The organism is Streptomyces sp. NPDC050997 (genome assembly GCF_040660135.1).
Taxonomy (GTDB): Bacteria; Actinomycetota; Actinomycetes; order Streptomycetales; family Streptomycetaceae; genus Streptomyces.
In genome coordinates this window covers 128229-146801 of the sequence record NZ_JBFAGK010000023.1, presented here as the reverse complement: position 1 = coordinate 146801, position 18573 = coordinate 128229, and the positions used below count along the sequence as shown (strand labels likewise).

The following is an 18573-nucleotide window of genomic DNA, read 5'->3' as shown; positions in this document are numbered from 1 at the left end:
GCGATCCTTACATTAGGCGCGAAAGGGGCACCCGGCGCACTGGTCGCCGGGTGCCCCTCACCGCCGTACCTCTGCTCAGTCCTCGCTGGGCGCGGCCGGGAGCTTGGTCTGGATGAGGTCCATAACCGTCGAGTCCGTCAGGGTCGTCACGTCTCCGAGCTGGCGGTTCTCGGCGACATCCCGCAGCAGCCGACGCATGATCTTGCCGGAGCGGGTCTTCGGCAGCTCCGCGACCGGCAGGATCCGCCTGGGCTTGGCGATCGGGCCGAGGGTGGTACCGACATGGTTGCGCAGGTCGGCGACGAGACCCTCGTCATCGGCGTCGGCCGTGCCGCGCAGGATGACGAAGGCGACGATCGCCTGGCCCGTGGTCTCGTCGGCGGCCCCGACCACGGCCGCCTCGGCGACCGACGGGTGGGACACCAGGGCCGACTCGACCTCGGTGGTGGAGATGTTGTGCCCGGACACGAGCATCACGTCGTCCACCCGGCCCAGCAGCCAGATGTCGCCGTCGTCGTCCTTCTTCGCGCCGTCACCGGCGAAGTACTTGCCCTGGAAACGCGACCAGTACGTGTCGAGGAACCGCTGGTCGTCGCCCCAGATGGTGCGCAGCATCGACGGCCACGGCTCGGTGAGCACGAGGTAGCCACCGCCGCCGTTGGGCACTTCGTTCGCCTCGTCGTCGACGACGGTCGCGGAGATGCCCGGCAGCGGGGTCTGCGCGGAGCCGGGCTTGGTCGCGGTGACGCCGGGCAGCGGCGAGATCATCATCGCGCCGGTCTCGGTCTGCCACCAGGTGTCGACGATCGGAGTCCGGTCGGCGCCGATGTGCTTGCGGTACCAGATCCAGGCCTCGGGGTTGATGGGCTCGCCGACCGAGCCGAGCACCCTGAGGCTGCTGAGATCGAACTTCGCGGGGATGTCGTCGCCCCACTTCATGAACGTACGGATCGCGGTCGGCGCGGTGTACAGGATGGTGACCCCGTACTTCTGCACGATCTCCCAGAAGCGGCCCTGGTGCGGGGTGTCCGGGGTGCCCTCGTACATGACCTGGGTCGCGCCGTTCGCCAGCGGCCCGTAGACGATGTACGAGTGCCCGGTGACCCAGCCGACGTCGGCGGTGCACCAGTAGACGTCGGTCTCCGGCTTCAGGTCGAAGACCGCGTGGTGGGTGTAAGCGGTCTGGGTGAGGTAGCCGCCGGAGGTGTGCAGGATGCCCTTCGGCTTACCCGTCGTACCGGACGTGTACAGGATGAACAGCGGGTGCTCGGCCCCGAACGCCTCGGGGGTGTGCTCGGCGGACTGCCGCTCGACGATCTCGTGCCACCAGACGTCGTGGCTGTCGTTCCAGGCGACCTCCTGGCCGGTGCGGCGGACCACCAGTACGTGCTCGACGTTGCCGGCCTTCTCGACCGCCTCGTCGACGGCGGGCTTCAGCGCGGTCGGCTTGCCGCGCCGCCAGCCGCCGTCGGTGGTGATGACGACCTTGGCGTCGGCGTCCTGGATACGGGTCGCGAGGGCATCGGCCGAGAAACCGCCGAAGACGACGGAGTGCGCGGCACCGATCCGGGCGCACGCGAGCATCGCGATGGCCGTCTCGGGGATCATCGGCATGTAGACGGCGATCCGGTCGCCCTTCTGAACTCCCAGCTCCAGCAAGGCATTCGCGGCCTTGGAGACCTCGTCCTTGAGCTCGGCGTAGGTGATCGCGCGGCTGTCGCCGGGCTCCCCCTCGAAGTGGATGGCGACCCGGTCGCCGTTTCCGGCCTCCACATGCCGGTCCACGCAGTTGTACGCGACATTGAGCTCGCCGTCCTCGAACCACTTGGCGAACGGCGGGTTCGACCAGTCCAGTGTCTCGGTCGGCTCCTTGGCCCAGGTCAGCCGACGGGCCTGCTCGGCCCAGAAGCCCAGCCTGTCAGCCTTGGCCTGCTCATACGCCTCCGCAGTGACGTTGGCGTTCGCGGCCAGGTCGGCGGGGGGTGCGAACCTGCGCTCCTCACGGAGCAGGTTGGCCAGGCTTTCGTTGCTCACGACTTCTCCCGTTCTCAGGGTTGTCCGTTGTGTCCCAGGCCACAGCTCATCAGACCTGGAGGTCCGGTGACAAGGGGCGACGGACAATTGGTTTAGACCTGTGGGGTGGCGATTTCGATGGCCGGGGTCATCCGTACCCACGGACGCCGATCAGGCAGAGTTCAGCGCCTGTAACGCCTTTCACACTCCGGCTCCCTAGGTCCAGTGCCGTGACCGAGGCGTGGGGTGACGGAGGACGTGGGGTGACCGAGTCGTGGGGTGACCGTGACCGAACGGCGGTCATGGTCACCCCGGTTCTCCTCACACCGACAGGTCCGCCGCCCGCACATGGTGGAAGACGCCGTCTCCGTCCGTCCCGGTGAGCAGATACGCCTGGGCCTCGCCCACGTGGAAGTACATCCCCTGCAGTTCCAGCACCCCGTCCCGCAGGGCTCGGGTCACCGACTCGTGGGCGCGCAGGTGTTCCAACTGCTGGACCACGTTGGTCAGACAGAGCTGTTCCACCGCGTCCGCGGGGGCCCGTCCGGCCAGCCGGGCCCACGGCCGGCTGTCGTCGGCCATGCGCTCCAGGCTCGGCAGCCCGTGCCGCAGCCACCGCTTGAGCGGGGTCCGGGCGCCGCCGGGCTCGGAGTTGATCAGCGCCTGCACGGCCCCGCACCCGGAGTGCCCGCACACCGTGATGGAACGCACCCGCAGCACGTCCACCGCGTACTCGATCGCGGCCGCCACCGAGTCGTCCCCGCTCTCCTCGCCGGGCGGGGGGACGAGGTTGCCCACGTTGCGCACCACGAAGAGGTCGCCGGGACCACTGGAGGTGATCATCGAGGTGACCAGTCGTGAGTCGGCGCAGGTGAGAAACAGCTGGGACGGCCGCTGCCCCTCGCGTGCCAGCCGGGCCAGCTCACCCCGCACGAGCGGTGCGGTGTCGCGCTGGAACGCGCTGATGCCGCGCGCCAGGTCATGCCCGCTCGACTCTGCGGACGGGCCCGGCCCGCCCGGGTGTCCGTCATGGGTCGGCGAGGAGGCGGACCGCGGACGGTCGCACTGGTGGTTGCGCCAGGGTGTCCACGGGCGGCAACGGCACCCGGCGGTGTTGGCCGCCGCCAGAACGCTCCCGTCCTCAACGAGCCGGCCGGCCCTGCTTCCGGGCTCGCCGATCCGGACTCCGGCGCGGCGGCCGGTGAGTTCGACGGAGCCGCCCTGCGCGGTGTGTGTCTTCTGCCAGTCCTGCAGTGACTCGTATGCGGCGTGGTCCATGAACGAACCGTCCAACTCCACGACGGCGTGGGTGCCTTGGGGTACGAGATGCAGGGCCCGGCTGAGCCGGGGCACCGCGAGGAACGTCAACTGGCCTCGTACGTGGACGTAGTGGACTCCTTCCTTCTCGTCGTGTGCGATGCGGGTGCGGGTCAGGCGGTGCAGGGCGACGGCGACTGCGACGGCGACGCCGAGGGCCACGCCCTCCAGAACGCCGAGCATGACCACGCCGAGTGTGGTGACGGCGTACACCAGCACCTCTCGGTGGCGCGTCACCGTGCGGATGTGGTGCAGGGACACCATCTGGATGCCGACGGCCATCACCAGGGCGGCGAGCGAGGCGAGCGGGATGAGCTCCAGGATCGGGACCATCAGCAGCGCGGCGACTACTACGAGAACGCCGTGCAGCATCGTGGAGTTCCGGCTGACGGCACCGGCGTTCACATTCGCGGAACTCCGGACGGCGACCCCTGCGACCGGAAGTCCGCCGAGCGAGCCGGAGACGATGTTGGCGGCGCCCTGTCCGAGCAGTTCGCGGTTCAGGTCGCAGCGACCGACGCGAGCGGGCAAGCCGGGGCGACCGGCCACCAGCTTGTCCACGGCGACCGCGCCGAGCAGCGACTGCACGCTGCATACCAGCGTGGTGGTGAGTACGGCGGCGACCAGGCCGAGCACCGGGCCCTCGGGCAGTCCGGCCAGTGCGTGGCTGCTCCAGGACGGCAGGTCGACCCTGGGCAGGGCGATCCCGGCGAGGGAGGCGGTGATGGTGGCCCCGCTGACGGCGACGAGCGCCGCGGGGACCTTGCGCAGCAGACGCCCCGCCCGGCCGGGAATCCGCGGCCAGAGCAGCAGCAGGGCCAGAGTCAGCGTGCTCACCGACGCGGCGGCCGGATGCAGGTTCGCCAACTGGGCCGGCAATGCACGGAGGTTGTCGAGGACGACGCTCTGCGGGGTCCCGCCGAGGACGATGTGCAGTTGGGCGACGGCGATGGTGACGCCGATACCGGCGAGCATGCCGTGCACGATGGCGGGGCTGACTGCCAGGGCCGTGCGGGCCACGCGCAGGCAGCCGAGGCCGAGTTGGGTGAGACCGGCGAGCACGGTGATCGCGCAGGTCGTCCGCCAGCCGTAGCGGTGGATGAGGTCGGCGGTGACCACGGTGAGCCCGGCGGCGGGGCCGCTGACCTGGAGCGGGGAGCCGCCGAGCCGTCCGGCGACGATCCCGCCGACGGCGGCGGCGACGAGGCCGGCCTGGAGCGGCGCGCCGGTGGCGAGCGCGATGCCGAGGGACAGGGGGAGGGCGATCAGGAAGACCGCGACGGATGCGGACACGTCGGCTCCCGCGATGCGGAAGCGGCGTGGTGGGGTCGGCGGCGGGCTGTGGGGTGGATGGACGTGCTTCGTTGGACTCGGGTCGTTGGTGCGGGTGGGGACGCAGGCTGACATGTTCCCGTCTCCTCCGGGGCGGCGCGGTCGCGGGTGTGCGGCCGTGGGCGGCGTACAGCGGCGGGATGGATCAACTCTTGGTAAACGAATCGTAATGCAGAGTAAAGGTCAAGCATGGACTTTACCGGCAAATGGGTTAACCAATCACTTCGATGAGTGAACCGAGCTTTTTATCGGCTTGTCATATTAATTCGCCTTCTTTCCTATGCGACCTTGGCGGCGCATCACACCGCACACGCCCTCATCGGCGTCGGCCCGAGAGAAGGAAGAAGGTGGGCGGACATGGCCGCCACCCAGAGGATCATCGCGGGCACCGTGGTCACAGCGGCCTGTGCCGCGTCGCTCGCCGGTTGCGCGATCGGTACCGACGGCGCCGAGGCGGGGGCGCAGGGCGTGCGGAAGGCGAAGCCGGCCCAGGCGCCGCCCAAGAGCATGGTCCGCCTGATCGGCGACGGCTCCACCGCGTACACCGGAGCGCAGCCGCATCTGCCCAGACCCGAACGCCTCAAGTCCGGCCAGAAGCCCCCGCAGTTCGTGGTGTTCTCCTGGGACGGCGCCGGCGAGGACAGCCAGCGGCTGTTCTCCCACTTCCGCCAGGTCGCCAAGGCGAACAAGGCGACGATGACTTACTTCCTCAGCGGTGTGTACATGCTGCCGGAGGACAAGCGCGACCTCTACAGACCGCCGCAGCACTCCCCGGGTCGCTCGGACATCGGCTTCAACGACGAGCAGGGCATCGCCGACACCGTGAAGCAACTGCGTCTGGCGTGGCTGGAGGGCAACGAGATCGGCACCCACTTCAACGGCCACTTCTGCGGCAATGGCGGCGGGGTCGGCGAGTGGTCGGTGGAGGAGTGGAAGGACGAGATCGCCCAGGCGAAGCAGTTCGTGAAGTCCTGGAAGACCAACACCGGCACGAAGACGGCCGAGCCGCTGCCCTTCGACTACGACAAGGAGCTCGTCGGCGCCCGCACGCCCTGTCTGGAGGGCCAGGAGAACTTCATGAAGGCGGCCGGCGAACTGGGCTTCCGGTACGACACCAGCGGCGTCAACAGCCAGGTCTGGCCGAAGAAGAGAAATGGCCTGTGGGATCTGTCGATGCAGCTGGTGCCCTTTCCCGGGCACTCCTACGAGCAGTTGACCATGGACTACAACTTCATGGTCAACCAGTCCGGTACCAGTACCCAGGCTGACCCCGGCAAGTACGCCTACTGGGGCGACCAGATGCGCGACGGCCTGCTCAGCGGCTTCGGTCGGGCCTACCACGGCAACCGCGCGCCCCTGATCATCGGCAACCACTTCGAGTCCTGGAACGGCGGTACCTACATGCGGGCCGTCGAGGAGGTCGTCGAGCGGATCTGCAACAAGGCGGACGTGCGCTGTGTGTCCTTCCGGCAACTCGCCGACTGGTTGGACGCCCAGGACCCGAAGACCCTGCACAAGCTGCGCGCCCTGAACGTCGGCGAGGCCCCGACGCAGGGCTGGACGTCCTTCCTGTCGGGCCGCCCTGCCCCGGCGCCGAAGGGCGTGCCCGGGGCGCCGGCGGCCAAGCAGCGGTAGCCCACGAGGCGTTGCCGCGAGCGGCTGCGGCCGTCAGGCCGTCGCCGCGACGCTCTCGCCGAGCACGAAGGAGGGGTCGACCTGCGCCGCCAGGTCGACCCCGGTGCGCTCGTTGCCCCACGACTGGGCGTTCTTCAGGTGGAAGTGCACCATCTGGCGCGTGTAGCGCTCCCCGTCGCGCAGTTCGTACGTCGCGTCGGCGGCCGTCCGCAGCCGGTGCAGGGCACGGCGGTTGACGTCCTCCAGGAGCTCGAACCGGGGCGGCCGGCCCTTCTCCAGTGCGCGCACCCAGTCCGAGTGCCCGACCGTCACGAGGAGGTCGTCCCCGACTTCGGCGCGGAGGAAGTCGAGGTCGTCCTGGCCGTGGACCTTGTTGCCGACGACTTTCAGGACGACACCGAAGTCGCGGGCGTACTCCTTGTACTGGCGATAGACGGAGACCCCCTTCCGGGTCGGCTCGGCGACGAGGAACGTGATGTCGAAGCGGGTGAACATGCCGGAGGCGAAGGAGTCCGAACCGGCCGTCATGTCGACCACGACATACTCGTCGGGGCCGTCCACCAGGTGGTTCAGGAACAGCTCCACCGCTCCCGTCTTGGAGTGGTAGCAGGCGACCCCCAGGTCGGCGTCCGTGAAGGGGCCCGTGACCATCAAACGGACGGTGCCACCGTCGAGTTCCACCGGCCGCGCGCAGGAGTCGTAGACCGGATTGTCTCCCCCCACCCGCAGCAGCCGGGAGCCCTCACCGGGCGGAGTCGTCTTGATCATCGTGTCGGCGGAGGCGATGCGCGGGTTCGATCCGCGCAGGTAGTCCTTGATCAGCGGCAGCCGTTCACCCATGGCGGGCAGCGCCGCAGCCTGCGCCTCGTCCAGTCCGAGAGCCGGCCCCAGATGCTGGTTGATGTCGGCGTCGACGGCGACGACCGGCGCGCCGGCGGTCGCGAGGTGGCGGATGAACAGGGAGGACAGAGTGGTCTTGCCACTGCCGCCCTTCCCGACGAAAGCAATTTTCATGTTCACCAAGAGTAGTCGCGCGATAGCTTTACGTGGTGGGCTGGCGTGAAGAAGACCACTCCTTCGTGGGGTGCGACGCTGGGATGCGTAGGGTCGTACTTATGAGTACGACAGGCGCGGCCGCCGATCCGCTCGCGGCCCTGGGCTCGCTGCCCGGTGTGGACGAATCCGTGGAATCCATGCGCAAGTCCGTGGACCGGGTCTACGGACACCGGGTCATGCGGCGCCGCAGCAACGAGATCACTTCCGAGGCGGCCTTGCGCGGAGCTCGCGGCTCGGCAGCGCTGTCCGGTGCGGACTGGGCCCTCGAAGAGGTGCGTCGGCGCACCGACTTCAGCGGTGACGACGAGGCGCGCGTCGTTGGCGCGGCCCTGCGGCTGACCGCCGAGGCGGGTCAGCTGCTGTCCATCTGGCGGCAGTCGCCGCTGCGGGTGCTGGCCCGGCTGCACCTGGTGGCGGCCGCGGGCAAGGGTGACGAGGTCGGGCGTCCGCGGCAGGAGGGCGAGCCGGTCGACGAGCCGCTCATCGAACTGCCGCCGCCGAGCGCCGCGGAGGTGTCCGGCCGCCTGGAGGGGCTCGCCGCGCTGATCATCGCGGGCAGTTCGGCCCCCGCGCTGGTCACGGCCGCCGTCGTACACGGCGAACTCCTCGCGATCAGGCCCTTCACCTCCCACAACGGCCTGGTCGCGCGCGCGGCCGAGCGCATTGTCCTGATCGGCAGTGGTCTGGATCCCAAGTCCGCGTGTCCGGCGGAGGTGGGCCACGCCGAACTGGGGCGCGCCGCCTATCTCGCGGCTCTCGACGGTTATGTCTCCGGCACTCCGGAGGGCATGGCCCTTTGGATCGCCCACTGCGGTCGGTCGATCGAACTCGGCGCGCGCGAGTCGACGGCGGTGTGCGAGGCACTGCAACGCGGGGCGGCGTAGGGGAAGTCCGGGAAAAGGGTTGCGGCGGTACGAGGATTCGTACCGCCGCTGGCATGTTCACCGTGTTACCAGGCGTCCTCGATGTATTGCCCATCAGGTCGGGAACTTTGCCCGTCACCTGGTGTGGCTGGCCCGTAATCGACGGGTCGACGTCGCGTGGGTGCTCGGTGTTCATGCTCGGTCCGTGGGGCCGTGTGCGTGTTTGAAGGTGATCCTCTCGGATGCCTCGGTCTCGCGGGCCGTTAACTTCTTTGTACTCCAGGGCCGGAGCAAGCGGAAGCCCTGACTGTGGTTCTTTACTTTCAGGTTCGAAAAGCCGCTAAACGGGCGCGAACGCGGGCGTGGGTGCGGGCAATGGTGCGGGCACCGTCAGGCCGGAGCCGAACGGCGCCGGTTCGCATACCAGACGAGCCCCGCGGTGGCCGCCGCGGCACCTATCGCGGCGACCGCGACCAGTGCCGGACGGGGCGGTACGGAGAAGGTGGGGAACCGCTGCTTGAGCCGGACCGGCCGGTGGAAGTCCAGAATCGGCCACCCGCGCGCGAGTGCCTCGCGGCGCAGCGCACGGTCCGGGTTCACCGCATGGGGGTGGCCGACGGCCTCCAGCATGGGCAGGTCGGTCGCCGAATCGCTGTAGGCGTAGCAGCGGTCGAGGTCGTAGCCCTCGGACTCGGCCAGCTCCTTGACCGCCTCGGCCTTCGTCGGGCCGTACGCGTAGTACTCCACCTCTCCGGTGAAGCAGCCGTCGTCGCCCACCACCATGCGGGTCGCCACCACGCGGTCCGCGCCGAGCAGTTCGCCGATCGGCTCGACCACCTCGGTGCCCGACGTGGACACGATCACCACGTCCCGGCCGGCCGTGTGGTGCTCCTCGATGAGGGAGGCGGCCTCGTCGTAGATGATCGGGTCGATGAGGTCGTGCAGGGTCTCGGCGACGATCTCCTTGACCTGCTGGACGTTCCAGCCACGCACCATCGCGGACAGATACTCGCGGGTGCGTTCCATCTGGTCGTGGTCCATACCGCCCACGAGGAAGACGAACTGGGCGTAGGCGGTGCGCAGGGCGACCCTGCGGTTGATCAGTCCGCCTTGGTAGAACGACTTGCTGAAGGTGAGCGTGCTCGACTTCGCAATGACCGTCTTGTCCAGGTCAAAGAAGGCCGCTGTGCGGGGCAAGGAGTGGTTTTCCACAACCCCGAGCATAGGCGCAGCCCATTCGGCGTAAGGTGGGCGCGTTGGTTTGCCTGGGAGGGCTCTCGGGTACACCATGGAAGTCACGGATCGTTCGCGACCGTGCTAACGCGGTCCGACTCCTCCCCCCCCGAGTCGGCCGTGAAGGCGACCCCCGCTCTCCCCCCCGGCGGGGGTCGTCGCATGTCCGGGTGGGTTTTCCCCTTCTGTGCAGGGCCGTGAGGCCGGACCGAGGCGGCTGCGGCCGCCTCTTTCGCATGCCCATAATCCGTCACTGTGCGTAGTCGATGCGCTGCTCTGTGGAAGTCGCACAGGGGGTGGTACAGGGGTCACCGGTAGGGGTGAGGGCGATATTCACAACCATCTGGTTGTCCACAGTTATCGACCAAGATCCACACGATTTCCGGAAGCGCTGCACCGTGATTCCAGCGCGTCCCGCTCGTGCCGAGTTCATGGCTGGTTCTGGTTAGGCGGGCGGGTTTGGCCGGTTCGTATCGGCCGTTCATATGGAGGCCGGTTGCCGGTTCTTCACACGTTTGGGAATCGCGGGGCCGCAGGGGTTGCGCGAGTCAGACCGATGGCGGGGCCGAGGGGCTCCGGAACAGAGGCGGATCCCGGGGTCCTCGGGCCGCCGGAAAAGCAGCGAAGGGGGATGAGGGCCGTGGCCGCAGCCGTCACACACGAACCACCGTCCGCCGCCGGAGGGCGGCAGGGCAAACCGTTGATCCTCACGGAGGACACCGATCTGCTCGACGACCTGTTGCGCCTGTGCGCGGCGGCCGGTGCCACGCCCGAGGTCCAGCACGGGGTACCGGCGCGCAGAGGCGGCTGGGAGTCCGCGCCGCTCGTCCTGGTCGGCGACGACGCCGTACGGCGGGTGCGCGGGGCCGCCCGCAGAAACGGAGTGGTGCTGGTCGGTCGCGACCAGGACGACCCCGGGGTCTGGCGGCGGGCCGTCGAGATCGGCGCCGACCACGTCCTGATGCTGCCCGACGGTGAGCAGTGGCTGGTCGACCGCATCGCCGACGTGGCCGAGGGTGTCGGCCGACCCGCCCTCACCGTCGGCGTCATCGGCGGCCGAGGCGGGGCGGGAGCGTCCACGCTCGCGTGCGCCCTCGCCGTCACCTCCGCACGCGAAGGGCTGCGCACGCTCCTCGTGGACGCCGATCCGCTGGGTGGCGGACTCGACGTCCTCCTCGGCGGCGAGACGGTCGAGGGGCTGCGCTGGCCCGCCTTCGCCGCCTCACGCGGGAGGGTCGGCGGCGGCGCCCTGGAGGAGTCACTGCCCGAACTGCACTCGCTGCGGGTACTCAGCTGGGACCGCGGCGACTGCGTCGCCGTCCCGCCCCAGGCGGTCCGGGCGGTCCTCGCCGCGGCCCGACGGCGGGGCGGCACGGTCGTCGTCGACCTGCCCCGCCGGATGGACAACGGAGTCGCCGAGGTCCTCGCCCAGCTCGACGTGGGGCTCCTCGTGGTCCCCGCCGAACTGCGCGCCGTCGCGGCGGCCGGCCGGGTGGCCTCCGCCGTCGGCATGGTCCTGCGCGACCTGCGGGTCGCGGTACGCGGCCCGTACGCACCCGGACTCGACGACCGCGAGGTGGCCCGTCTGCTGGGGCTGCCGCTGGCCGGCGAGGTGCCCGTGGAGTCCACGCTGCTGCGTCCCCACTCAGGCAGGACGCCTCCCGGCGCGGCCGGCCGAGGGCCACTCGCGCGCTTCTGCAAGGAGTTCTGGGAGCGGGCGTTGCTGGAGGTGAGGGCGGCGTGAGCGCGAGTGCCGGACTTGGGCGGGGCGAACGGATCGGAGAAATCGGGGGGATCGGAGGAGTCGGAGGAATCCGGGGGACCGAGGGCTTCGCGGGGTTCGGAGGCTTCGAGCCGGGCGGAGGGGTTGGAGGGATCGGAGCGATCGGGGGACAGGGTGTCGGCGTGGTGAGTCGGGCAGTCGAGGGCGAGGGATGGAGGGCTGGTGGCGGGCCGTCAGGGCGATGGTCGTCCGGTGGTGCCGCTGTCCCGCCGGTGTCCGGTGTGGACACGACGCCGGGGCTGCTCGACGGTGTCCGGCAGTGGCTCGCCGAGAGCGGGGGCGAACCGACACCCGCGCGCGTGGCGCAGGCGCTGCGCGAACAGGGGCGGGTGCTCGGAGACGCCGAAGTCCTCGGCGCGGCCGAGCAGTTGCGGTCCGAGCTGATCGGCAGCGGCCCGCTGGAACCCCTGCTCGCCGACCCGTCCGTGACCGACGTACTGGTGTCCGCCCCCGACCGGGTCTGGGTGGACCGGGGCGGGGGACTGGAACTGACCGCCGTCTCCTTCCCGGACACCGCCGCCGTACGACGGCTGGCGCAGCGCCTGGCCGCGGTGGCCGGACGTCGACTCGACGACGCACGGCCCTGGGTCGACGCCCGGCTGCCCGACGGGACCCGGCTGCACGCGGTGCTGCCCCCGGTGGCCGTCGGCTGTGCCTGTCTGTCCCTGCGGGTCGTACGGCCGCGAGCGTTCACGCTCGACGAGTTGGTGGCGGCGGGCACGGTACCGCCAGGTGGGGACCGGGTGTTGCGCGCACTGCTCGACGCACGGCTGTCCTTCCTGATCAGCGGTGGTACCGGTAGCGGCAAGACGACGTTGTTGAGCGCGCTGCTGGGGCTGGTCGGGCCGGACGAGCGGATCGTGCTCGCCGAGGATTCCGCGGAACTCAGGCCGGAGCATCCACACGTCGTACGGCTGGAGAGCAGACCCGCCAACCAGGAGGGCGCCGGACTGGTCACCCTCCAGGACCTGGTGCGGCAGGCGTTGCGGATGCGGCCGGACCGGCTGGTCGTGGGCGAGGTGCGCGGGCCCGAAGTGGTCCATCTGCTGGCCGCGTTGAACACGGGCCACGAGGGCGGGTGCGGAACCGTGCACGCCAACGCCGCGGCCGATGTGCCGGCTCGGCTGGAAGCGCTCGGCACGGCCGCGGGACTGGACCGGGCCGCCCTGCACAGTCAGGTGGCCGCCGCCCTGGCGGTTGTCCTGCATCTCGTTCGCGACCGGGCCGGACGGCGGCGGATCGCCGAGGTGCACGTGTTGGAGCGGGACCCGTCGGGGCTGGTGCGGACGGTGCCGGCGCTGAGGTGGGGCGCGGAGGCGTTCGCGTACGAGCGGGGCTGGGAGCGGCTACGGGGGCTGCTCCGTACCGAGTCCTTCGGGGAGGGGCGGCGAGGTGAGCGGGATGGGTGAGGTTGAGATGTCGGTGGTGGCGGCCGCGGTGTGTGGCGGGGCGGCTGTCTGGCTGATGGGAGAACGGCGCTCCGGGGCGCGGCGGGCGCAGTTGTTGCTTGCCGGAGGCGAAGCGGTGGGTGTCGGACCGCCCTCGTGGCGGAACCTCGCGGGTGAGTTGCGGCGGATCCGTGAGCGACTGCGGGCCGAGTGGTGGTCGGCGGTCGTCGGGTTGGTGCTGTCGTTGCTGGGCGCCTCGGTGGTGCCGGTGGTCGCGGGACTGGCCGGGGTGCCGTTGCTGCGGCGGATGCGGCTGGCCCGGGAGGCGAGGCGCGCGCGGGAACGCCGGGGGCACGCGGTGATCGCGCTGTGCGGGGCGCTCGCCGGGGAGGTGCGCTCGGGGCGGCAGCCGGGCGAGGCGTTGCTGCGGGCCGCTCACGACTCCGGTGGGCTCGGTGACACGCAGGCGGCCGTACTGGCGGCGGCGAGGTTCGGCGGGGACGTCCCGGGCGCCCTCGCGACGGCGGCGCGGCAACCGGGCGCCGAGGGGCTGCGTGGACTCGCCGCGTGCTGGCGGGTGGCCGTGGACCAGGGGGCGGGCCTCGCGGCCGGACTCGACCGACTCGAAGGCGCGTTGCGTGCCGACCGGGACCAACGGGCCGATCTTCGCGCCCAGTTGGCGGGCGCCCGGTCGACAGCGGTGATGCTCGCGGGCCTGCCCGCCCTGGGTCTCCTCCTCGGCACCGCTCTTGGCGCCGACCCGCTCCACGTACTGCTGCACACCGGGCCCGGTCTGGGGTGCCTGCTGGTCGGGGCGGTGCTGGAGGGCCTGGGGATGTGGTGGGCGACACGGATCGTGCGAGGAGCGGAGGCGACGTGAGCGCGGAAGTTGTCCACAGGCTGGGGGTAGTTGTGGGGACGGTGTTCGCTCTCGGCTGGCTGGCGCGGTGGGCGGGAGTGGCGCGGCGCGAGCGGAGGGTACGGCGGCGGCTGGCCGCGGTGTTGCCCGTAGCTGAGGAAACCGCAGCCGTCGGATCGCGCTTCGACGTGCGGGAGTTCGCGCGACGGTGGCTTCCCGTGACAGGCGTGGCAGGAGCCGTGTGGGTTCTGGTCGGCGGGGTCGCGGGTGCCGTGGCCGGGCTGGCTGCCGGGGCGGGGCTGTGGCGGTGGCGTATTCGGCAGGCGGCTGTCGTCGGGGCTGGTCCCGGGGTGGACATCGAAGCCCGCAAAGCGGCTCGACAACTGCCTCTGGCCGCCGATCTGTTGGCGGCATGTATCGCGGCGGGCGCCGGGCCGGTGATCGCGGCGCAGGCCGTCGGTGAGGCCCTCGGCGGCTCGGTCGGGGAAGCGTTGGCGCGCGGTGCTGCGGAGGTACGGCTCGGCGGTGAACCTGGCGAGGCCTGGCGCCGGCTCGCCGCGACACCGGGAGCGGGTGCCCTGGCTCGGCTGCTGGAACGGGCCGACGTCTCCGGGCTGCCGGCCGCCGCACCGGTCGCCAGGCTCGCTGCCGACGCCCGAGCCGACTGGACGCGCACCGCGACGGCACGGGCCAGGCGGGCGGCCGTGATGGTCACCGCACCGGTGGGGCTGTGCTTCCTGCCCGCGTTCATCACGGTCGGAGTCCTGCCCGTGGTGATCGGGCTGGCGGGCGGGGCGCTGGGAGGGGGTGGTGGATGAGGTGACACGGCGCGGACGTGGTGGCAGGCAGCCGATGACGAACAGCGGGCAGTCGGCGGCGAACGGCAGGTAGTCAACGAAACGGATCCTCACGGGGGTTGAGATGTACAAGACGGTATGGGCGCGGATGTGTGCCCTGGTGTGCAGGGCGCGTGCGGCGCGGAGGGACGCGGGAATGGTCACCTCGGAGTACGCGATGGGAATCGTCGCGGCAGTGGCGTTCGCGGTGGTGCTCTACAAGGTCGTCTCCAGCGGAGAGGTCAGTGCGGAGTTGCAGAGCATCGTGAAGCGGGCCCTCAGTGCGCAGATGTGAACGAGGGGCGGACAGGGGGTTCGTCACGGCGGAGGCGGCCGTGGTGCTTCCGGTGCTGGTGATGTTCGCGATGGCGTTGGTGTGGGTGCTGCTGGCCGTGGCCGCGCAGATCCAGTGCGTGGACGCGGCGCGGACGGGCGCTCGCGCGGCGGCTCGCCAGGACCCGGTCGACGCGGTCGTCGAGGTGGTCCGCGGGGTGGCGCCGCGCGATGCGAAGGTCACGGTCAGTCGGGAGGGCGATCAGGTTCGTGTCGCGGTCGTGGCGAGGCCACCGGCACTGCACGGCCTGCCCTTCGAAGTACGGGAGGAAGCCGTGGCCTCGGTGGAGGAGACAGTGGGGGAGGGGAGGTGAGCGCCGGCTGCTCGGGCCGCCTGCGGCAAGGAGTCCGGCAGGTGACCGCCAGGCGTGCGGTCGCCCGAGGCGGGGGCGGGGATCGAGGCTCCGCCACCGTGTGGAGCGTCGCCGCGATCGCCGTCCTGTGTGTGGTGGTCGGTGTGGTGCTCGCCATGGGACAGGCCGTCGTGGCCCGGCACCGCGCGGCCGGCGGCGCCGATCTCGCGGCGCTCGCGGCGGCGGACCACTGGGCGGACGGCGGTACGGCGGCCTGCGCCCGGGCGGACCGCCTGGCACGGGCCCAGAGTGCCCGGCTGGTGAGGTGCGTGCTCGTGGGCGAGATCTCGGACGTGACGGCGGCGTCGGGACGGGGGCCGTTCACGGCGGAAGTCAGGGCGCGGGCGGGTCCTGCGGAGGCGGATCCGGGGCCTGTAGCGGGGCCTGCGGGGCCTGCGGGACGTGTGCCGGGGCCGGGGCCGGGGCCTGTGCCGGCCTCGCCGGTGGCCCCTGCGGAGCCTGCCCCTCAGCCGGCTCCGGCTCCGGCTCCGTAGCCGGCCCTTCCTCAGCCCGAGCCCGAGCCTGAGCCCGAGCCCGAACCTGTGCCGGCCCGATCGGGGCCCTCTGCGGACCCACTCGGGGTCGCCTCCTCCGCGGGCGGAACCTCCGTACGCCAGCCCTCCGGCGGAGGCGGAGGCCCTGCCGGCCGGGGCCCGGTCTCCGCCTCCCCGGTCTCCCCCGCCTTCTCCCCCGCCTTCTCCTCCGGCGCCCCCCGCAACAGCACCGTGAGCAGCCCTACCGCTCCCCTCTTGTGCAGCGGGTCGTTGCCGTTGCCGCACTTGGGGGACTGGATGCAGGACGGGCAGCCGGCCTCGCACTCGCAGGACGCGATGGCCTGGTGAGTGGCGGTGAGCCAGGCGCGGGCGGTGTGGAAGGCGCGCTCCGCGAAGCCCGCGCCGCCGGGGTGGCCGTCGTAGACGAAGACCGTGGGCAGCAACGTGTCGGGGTGCAGCGGGATGGACACGCCGCCGATGTCCCAGCGGTCGCAGGTGGCGAAGAGGGGCAGCATGCCGATCGACGCGTGCTCGGCGGCGTGCAGGGCGCCGCCGAGGATCTCCGGATTGATCCGGGCCTCGTCCAACTGGTCCTCGGTGACCGTCCACCACACCGCGCGGGTGCGCAGCGTACGAGGAGGGAGGTCGAGCTTCGTCTCGCCCAGCACTTCACCGGTGATGAGCCGTCGACGCAGGAAGGAGACCACTTGGTTGGTGACCTCGACGGAGCCGTAGCACAGGCGTCCGTCGCCCCAGGGGACCTCGACATCCGTCTCCAGGACGGAGATGGCCGTGGTGTCGCGGGCGACCGTGGAGTACGTCGGGCTGGCCTGCTCGACCAGGGCGACCGAGTCCTCCAGGTCGAGTGAGCGCACCAGGTAGGTGCGGCCCTGGTGCAGGTGGACCGCGCCCTCGTGCACGGTCGTGTGCGCGGCACCCGCGTCGACCGTGCCCAGGAGTCGGCCCGTGCCGGCCTCGACGACCTGGACCGGCCGGCCGCCCTCCCCGCGGATGTCGGCGAGGTCGGCGGCCCGCTCCCGGCGGGTCCAGTGCCAGGCCTTCGTGCGGCGGCGCAGCAGCTTCGCGGCCTCCAGTTGCGGAAGCAGCTCCTCGCACGCCGGGCCGAACAACTCCAGGTCGTCGTCCGTCAACGGCAGTTCCGCGGCGGCCGCGCACAGATGCGGGGCGAGTACGTACGGGTTGTCGGGGTCGAGGACCGTGGACTCCACGGGCTGGTCGAAGAGGGCCTCGGGATGGTGGACGAGGAAGGTGTCCAGGGGGTCGTCGCGGGCGATCAGGATGGCGAGGGCGCCCTGGCCGGAGCGGCCCGCGCGGCCTGCCTGCTGCCACAGGGAGGCACGCGTGCCCGGGTAGCCGGCGATCAGGACGGCGTCGAGGCCGGAGACGTCGATGCCGAGTTCCAGCGCGGTCGTCGCGGCGAGGCCGAGGAGTTCGCCGGAGTGGAGCGCCTGTTCGAGGGCGCGGCGCTCCTCGGGGAGGTAGCCGCCGCGATACGCCGCGACACGCCGGGCCAGGGAGCGGTCGACCTCGGCGAGGCGTTCCTGGGCGATCACCGAGATCAGTTCGGCGCCGCGCCGCGAGCGTACGAAGGCGACCGAGCGCACGCCCTGCACGGTGAGGTCGGTCAGCAGGTCGGCCGTCTCGGCGGTGGCCGTGCGGCGGACCGGTGCGCCCTTCTCGCCCTGCATCTCGGTGAGTGGCGGCTCCCACAGGGCGAACACCAGTTCACCGCGCGGGGAGGCGTCGTCGGCGACCTCGACGACCCGGAGGCCGGTGAGGCGCCCCGCGGCCTCCGAGGGCTCCGCGGCGGTCGCGGAGGCCAGCAGGAACACGGGAGAGGCTCCGTAGCGGGCGCAGAGGCGGCGCAGGCGGCGCAGCACCTGGGCGACGTGCGAGCCGAACACACCTCGGTAGGTGTGGCACTCGTCGATCACGACGTACTTCAGGGCGCGCAGGAAGGAGGACCAGCGGGGGTGGGACGGGAGGATGCCGCGATGCAGCATGTCGGGGTTGGTCAGGACGTAGTTGGCGTACTGACGGACCCATTCGCGTTCTTCCACCGGCGTGTCGCCGTCGTACACCGCGGGACGTACCGAATGGCCCAGAGGTTGTGAAAATTCCTTCACTGATCGACACTGATCCGCCGCGAGTGCCTTCGTGGGAGCCAGGTAGAGGGCGGTGGCGCCGCGGCCGTTCGGGGCCTCGGATCCGTCCAGGAGTGTGGAAAGGACCGGGACCAGGTACGCGAGGGACTTGCCGGACGCCGTGCCGGTGGCGACGACCACCGACTCGCCGTCCAGGGCGTGCTCGGCCGCACGTGCCTGGTGGGCCCAGGGATGATCGATTCCACAGGCCTGCACCGCGGCGATGACCTCGGAGCGGATCCGGTCCGGCCAGACGGCATGGCGGCCCTCACGTGGGGGCAAGTGCTCCGTATGAGTGATGCGCGAAGCCCGGCTCGGCCCCGCGGCGAGCCGGTCCAGGATCATGCCCGGCGAGAGCCGGGAGGCGGGCTGCGCCGAGGGTCGATCGGATCGGTGATTCTTGGCCATCGGCACCGAGTGTGTCACTGGCGTGACGGACAATGGGACCAAGGCGTCGTGCACGCCTGCCGGTAAGTGATTGAATGCCATCGCGGCTGGCGAACCGTGCTGGGGGCTTCAAGCCGAGGTGCCCCGACGGGCGACCGCTCGATAGCAAGGTGCTGGAGGATCCGTGGACCTGTCCCTGTCGACCGAGACCATCGGCGATCGCACGATCGTCAGGGTCGGTGGCGAAATCGACGTATATACCGCGCCCAAGCTGCGCGAGCAGCTGGTCGAGCTGGTGAACGACGGCAGTTTCCACCTTGTCGTCGACATGGAGGGCGTGGACTTCCTCGACTCCACCGGACTCGGCGTGCTGGTCGGCGGACTGAAGCGGGTGCGGGCCCATGAGGGCTCGCTGCGCCTCGTCTGCAACCAGGAGCGCATTCTGAAAATTTTCCGTATCACCGGCCTCACCAAGGTGTTCCCGATCCACACCTCGGTCGAGGAAGCGGTTGCGGCAACCGACTGA

General features: G+C 71.0%; 15 protein-coding genes. 10 read left to right on the top strand and 5 right to left on the bottom strand.

Annotated elements, in window-relative coordinates; all coding sequences use genetic code 11:
- Positions 1-75: 75 nt before the first annotated feature.
- Positions 76-2034, bottom strand: a complete 1959-nt coding sequence (gene acs, locus AB0H86_RS36805; protein ID WP_362449142.1) for an acetate--CoA ligase — start codon at positions 2032-2034, stop codon at positions 76-78.
- A 300-nt stretch (positions 2035-2334) separates the two neighbouring features.
- Complete coding sequence (locus tag AB0H86_RS36800) at positions 2335-4737, bottom strand: SulP family inorganic anion transporter (protein ID WP_362449140.1); 2403 nt, start codon at positions 4735-4737, stop codon at positions 2335-2337.
- 282 nt (positions 4738-5019) lie between these two features.
- Here AB0H86_RS36800 and AB0H86_RS36795 point away from each other — a divergent pair, with 282 nt between their 5' ends.
- The gene (locus tag AB0H86_RS36795; protein ID WP_362449139.1) at positions 5020-6297 is read left to right on the top strand and encodes a hypothetical protein; all 1278 of its coding nucleotides are present in this window, start codon (positions 5020-5022) and stop codon (positions 6295-6297) included.
- 33 nt (positions 6298-6330) lie between these two features.
- Here AB0H86_RS36795 and AB0H86_RS36790 read toward each other — a convergent pair whose 3' ends face one another.
- Positions 6331-7311: an ATP-binding protein gene (locus AB0H86_RS36790; protein WP_362449137.1), complete on the bottom strand. Its 981-nt coding sequence runs from the start codon at positions 7309-7311 to the stop codon at positions 6331-6333.
- 101 nt (positions 7312-7412) lie between these two features.
- Here AB0H86_RS36790 and AB0H86_RS36785 point away from each other — a divergent pair, with 101 nt between their 5' ends.
- Positions 7413-8237 (top strand): Fic family protein, encoded by an 825-nt coding sequence (locus AB0H86_RS36785; protein ID WP_362449135.1) that lies wholly within the window; start codon positions 7413-7415, stop codon positions 8235-8237.
- 369 nt (positions 8238-8606) lie between these two features.
- Here AB0H86_RS36785 and AB0H86_RS36780 read toward each other — a convergent pair whose 3' ends face one another.
- The gene (locus AB0H86_RS36780) at positions 8607-9440 is read right to left on the bottom strand and encodes an HAD family hydrolase (protein ID WP_362449133.1); all 834 of its coding nucleotides are present in this window, start codon (positions 9438-9440) and stop codon (positions 8607-8609) included.
- A 640-nt stretch (positions 9441-10080) separates the two neighbouring features.
- Between AB0H86_RS36780 and ssd the strand changes: the two genes are divergently transcribed.
- The 7 genes from ssd to AB0H86_RS36745 all read left to right on the top strand — a co-directional run bounded on the left by ssd (position 10081) and on the right by AB0H86_RS36745 (position 15495).
- Positions 10081-11193, top strand: coding sequence for a septum site-determining protein Ssd (ssd, locus tag AB0H86_RS36775; protein ID WP_362449131.1), 1113 nt, complete (start codon positions 10081-10083; stop codon positions 11191-11193).
- A 251-nt stretch (positions 11194-11444) separates the two neighbouring features.
- Entirely contained in the window at positions 11445-12641 is a 1197-nt protein-coding gene (locus AB0H86_RS36770; RefSeq protein ID WP_362449129.1) for a TadA family conjugal transfer-associated ATPase, read from the top strand.
- Positions 12634-13500, top strand: a complete 867-nt coding sequence (locus tag AB0H86_RS36765) for a type II secretion system F family protein (protein WP_362449127.1) — start codon at positions 12634-12636, stop codon at positions 13498-13500. The genes AB0H86_RS36770 and AB0H86_RS36765 overlap by 8 nt, the downstream gene beginning before the upstream one ends.
- Positions 13497-14297 (top strand): type II secretion system F family protein, encoded by an 801-nt coding sequence (locus AB0H86_RS36760; RefSeq protein ID WP_362449125.1) that lies wholly within the window; start codon positions 13497-13499, stop codon positions 14295-14297. The genes AB0H86_RS36765 and AB0H86_RS36760 overlap by 4 nt, the downstream gene beginning before the upstream one ends.
- A gap of 103 nt (positions 14298-14400) precedes the next feature.
- Positions 14401-14610, top strand: a complete 210-nt coding sequence (locus tag AB0H86_RS36755) for a DUF4244 domain-containing protein (RefSeq protein WP_362449123.1) — start codon at positions 14401-14403, stop codon at positions 14608-14610.
- A complete protein-coding gene (locus AB0H86_RS36750) occupies positions 14597-14962 on the top strand; it encodes a TadE family type IV pilus minor pilin (RefSeq protein WP_362449121.1) in 366 nt (121 codons plus the stop codon). Before AB0H86_RS36755 ends, AB0H86_RS36750 begins: the two co-directional genes overlap by 14 nt.
- Positions 14963-15003: 41 nt before the next feature.
- Entirely contained in the window at positions 15004-15495 is a 492-nt protein-coding gene (locus AB0H86_RS36745) for an Rv3654c family TadE-like protein (protein WP_362449119.1), read from the top strand.
- A gap of 11 nt (positions 15496-15506) precedes the next feature.
- On the opposite strand, the gene AB0H86_RS36740 is transcribed toward AB0H86_RS36745, so the two are convergent.
- Positions 15507-18149, bottom strand: a complete 2643-nt coding sequence (locus tag AB0H86_RS36740; RefSeq protein WP_362449117.1) for a DEAD/DEAH box helicase — start codon at positions 18147-18149, stop codon at positions 15507-15509.
- A gap of 82 nt (positions 18150-18231) precedes the next feature.
- On the opposite strand from AB0H86_RS36740, the gene bldG reads away from it, so the two are divergent.
- Positions 18232-18573 (top strand): anti-sigma factor antagonist BldG, encoded by a 342-nt coding sequence (gene bldG, locus AB0H86_RS36735; protein WP_024885807.1) that lies wholly within the window; start codon positions 18232-18234, stop codon positions 18571-18573.

Bases quoted from the DNA above. Each gene is read 5' to 3' on its own strand.
- AB0H86_RS36755 (WP_362449123.1), top strand. From the start codon at position 14,401: ATGTACAAGACGGTATGGGCGCGGATGTGTGCCCTGGTGTGCAGGGCG.
- AB0H86_RS36785 (WP_362449135.1), top strand. From the start codon at position 7,413: ATGAGTACGACAGGCGCGGCCGCCGATCCGCTCGCGGCCCTGGGCTCG.
- AB0H86_RS36790 (WP_362449137.1), bottom strand. From the start codon at position 7,311: ATGAAAATTGCTTTCGTCGGGAAGGGCGGCAGTGGCAAGACCACTCTG.
- ssd (WP_362449131.1), top strand. From the start codon at position 10,081: ATGAGGGCCGTGGCCGCAGCCGTCACACACGAACCACCGTCCGCCGCC.
- AB0H86_RS36795 (WP_362449139.1), top strand. From the start codon at position 5,020: ATGGCCGCCACCCAGAGGATCATCGCGGGCACCGTGGTCACAGCGGCC.
- AB0H86_RS36765 (WP_362449127.1), top strand. From the start codon at position 12,634: ATGGGTGAGGTTGAGATGTCGGTGGTGGCGGCCGCGGTGTGTGGCGGG.
- AB0H86_RS36780 (WP_362449133.1), bottom strand. From the start codon at position 9,440: ATGCTCGGGGTTGTGGAAAACCACTCCTTGCCCCGCACAGCGGCCTTC.
- AB0H86_RS36800 (WP_362449140.1), bottom strand. From the start codon at position 4,737: ATGTCAGCCTGCGTCCCCACCCGCACCAACGACCCGAGTCCAACGAAG.
- AB0H86_RS36740 (WP_362449117.1), bottom strand. From the start codon at position 18,149: ATGGCATTCAATCACTTACCGGCAGGCGTGCACGACGCCTTGGTCCCA.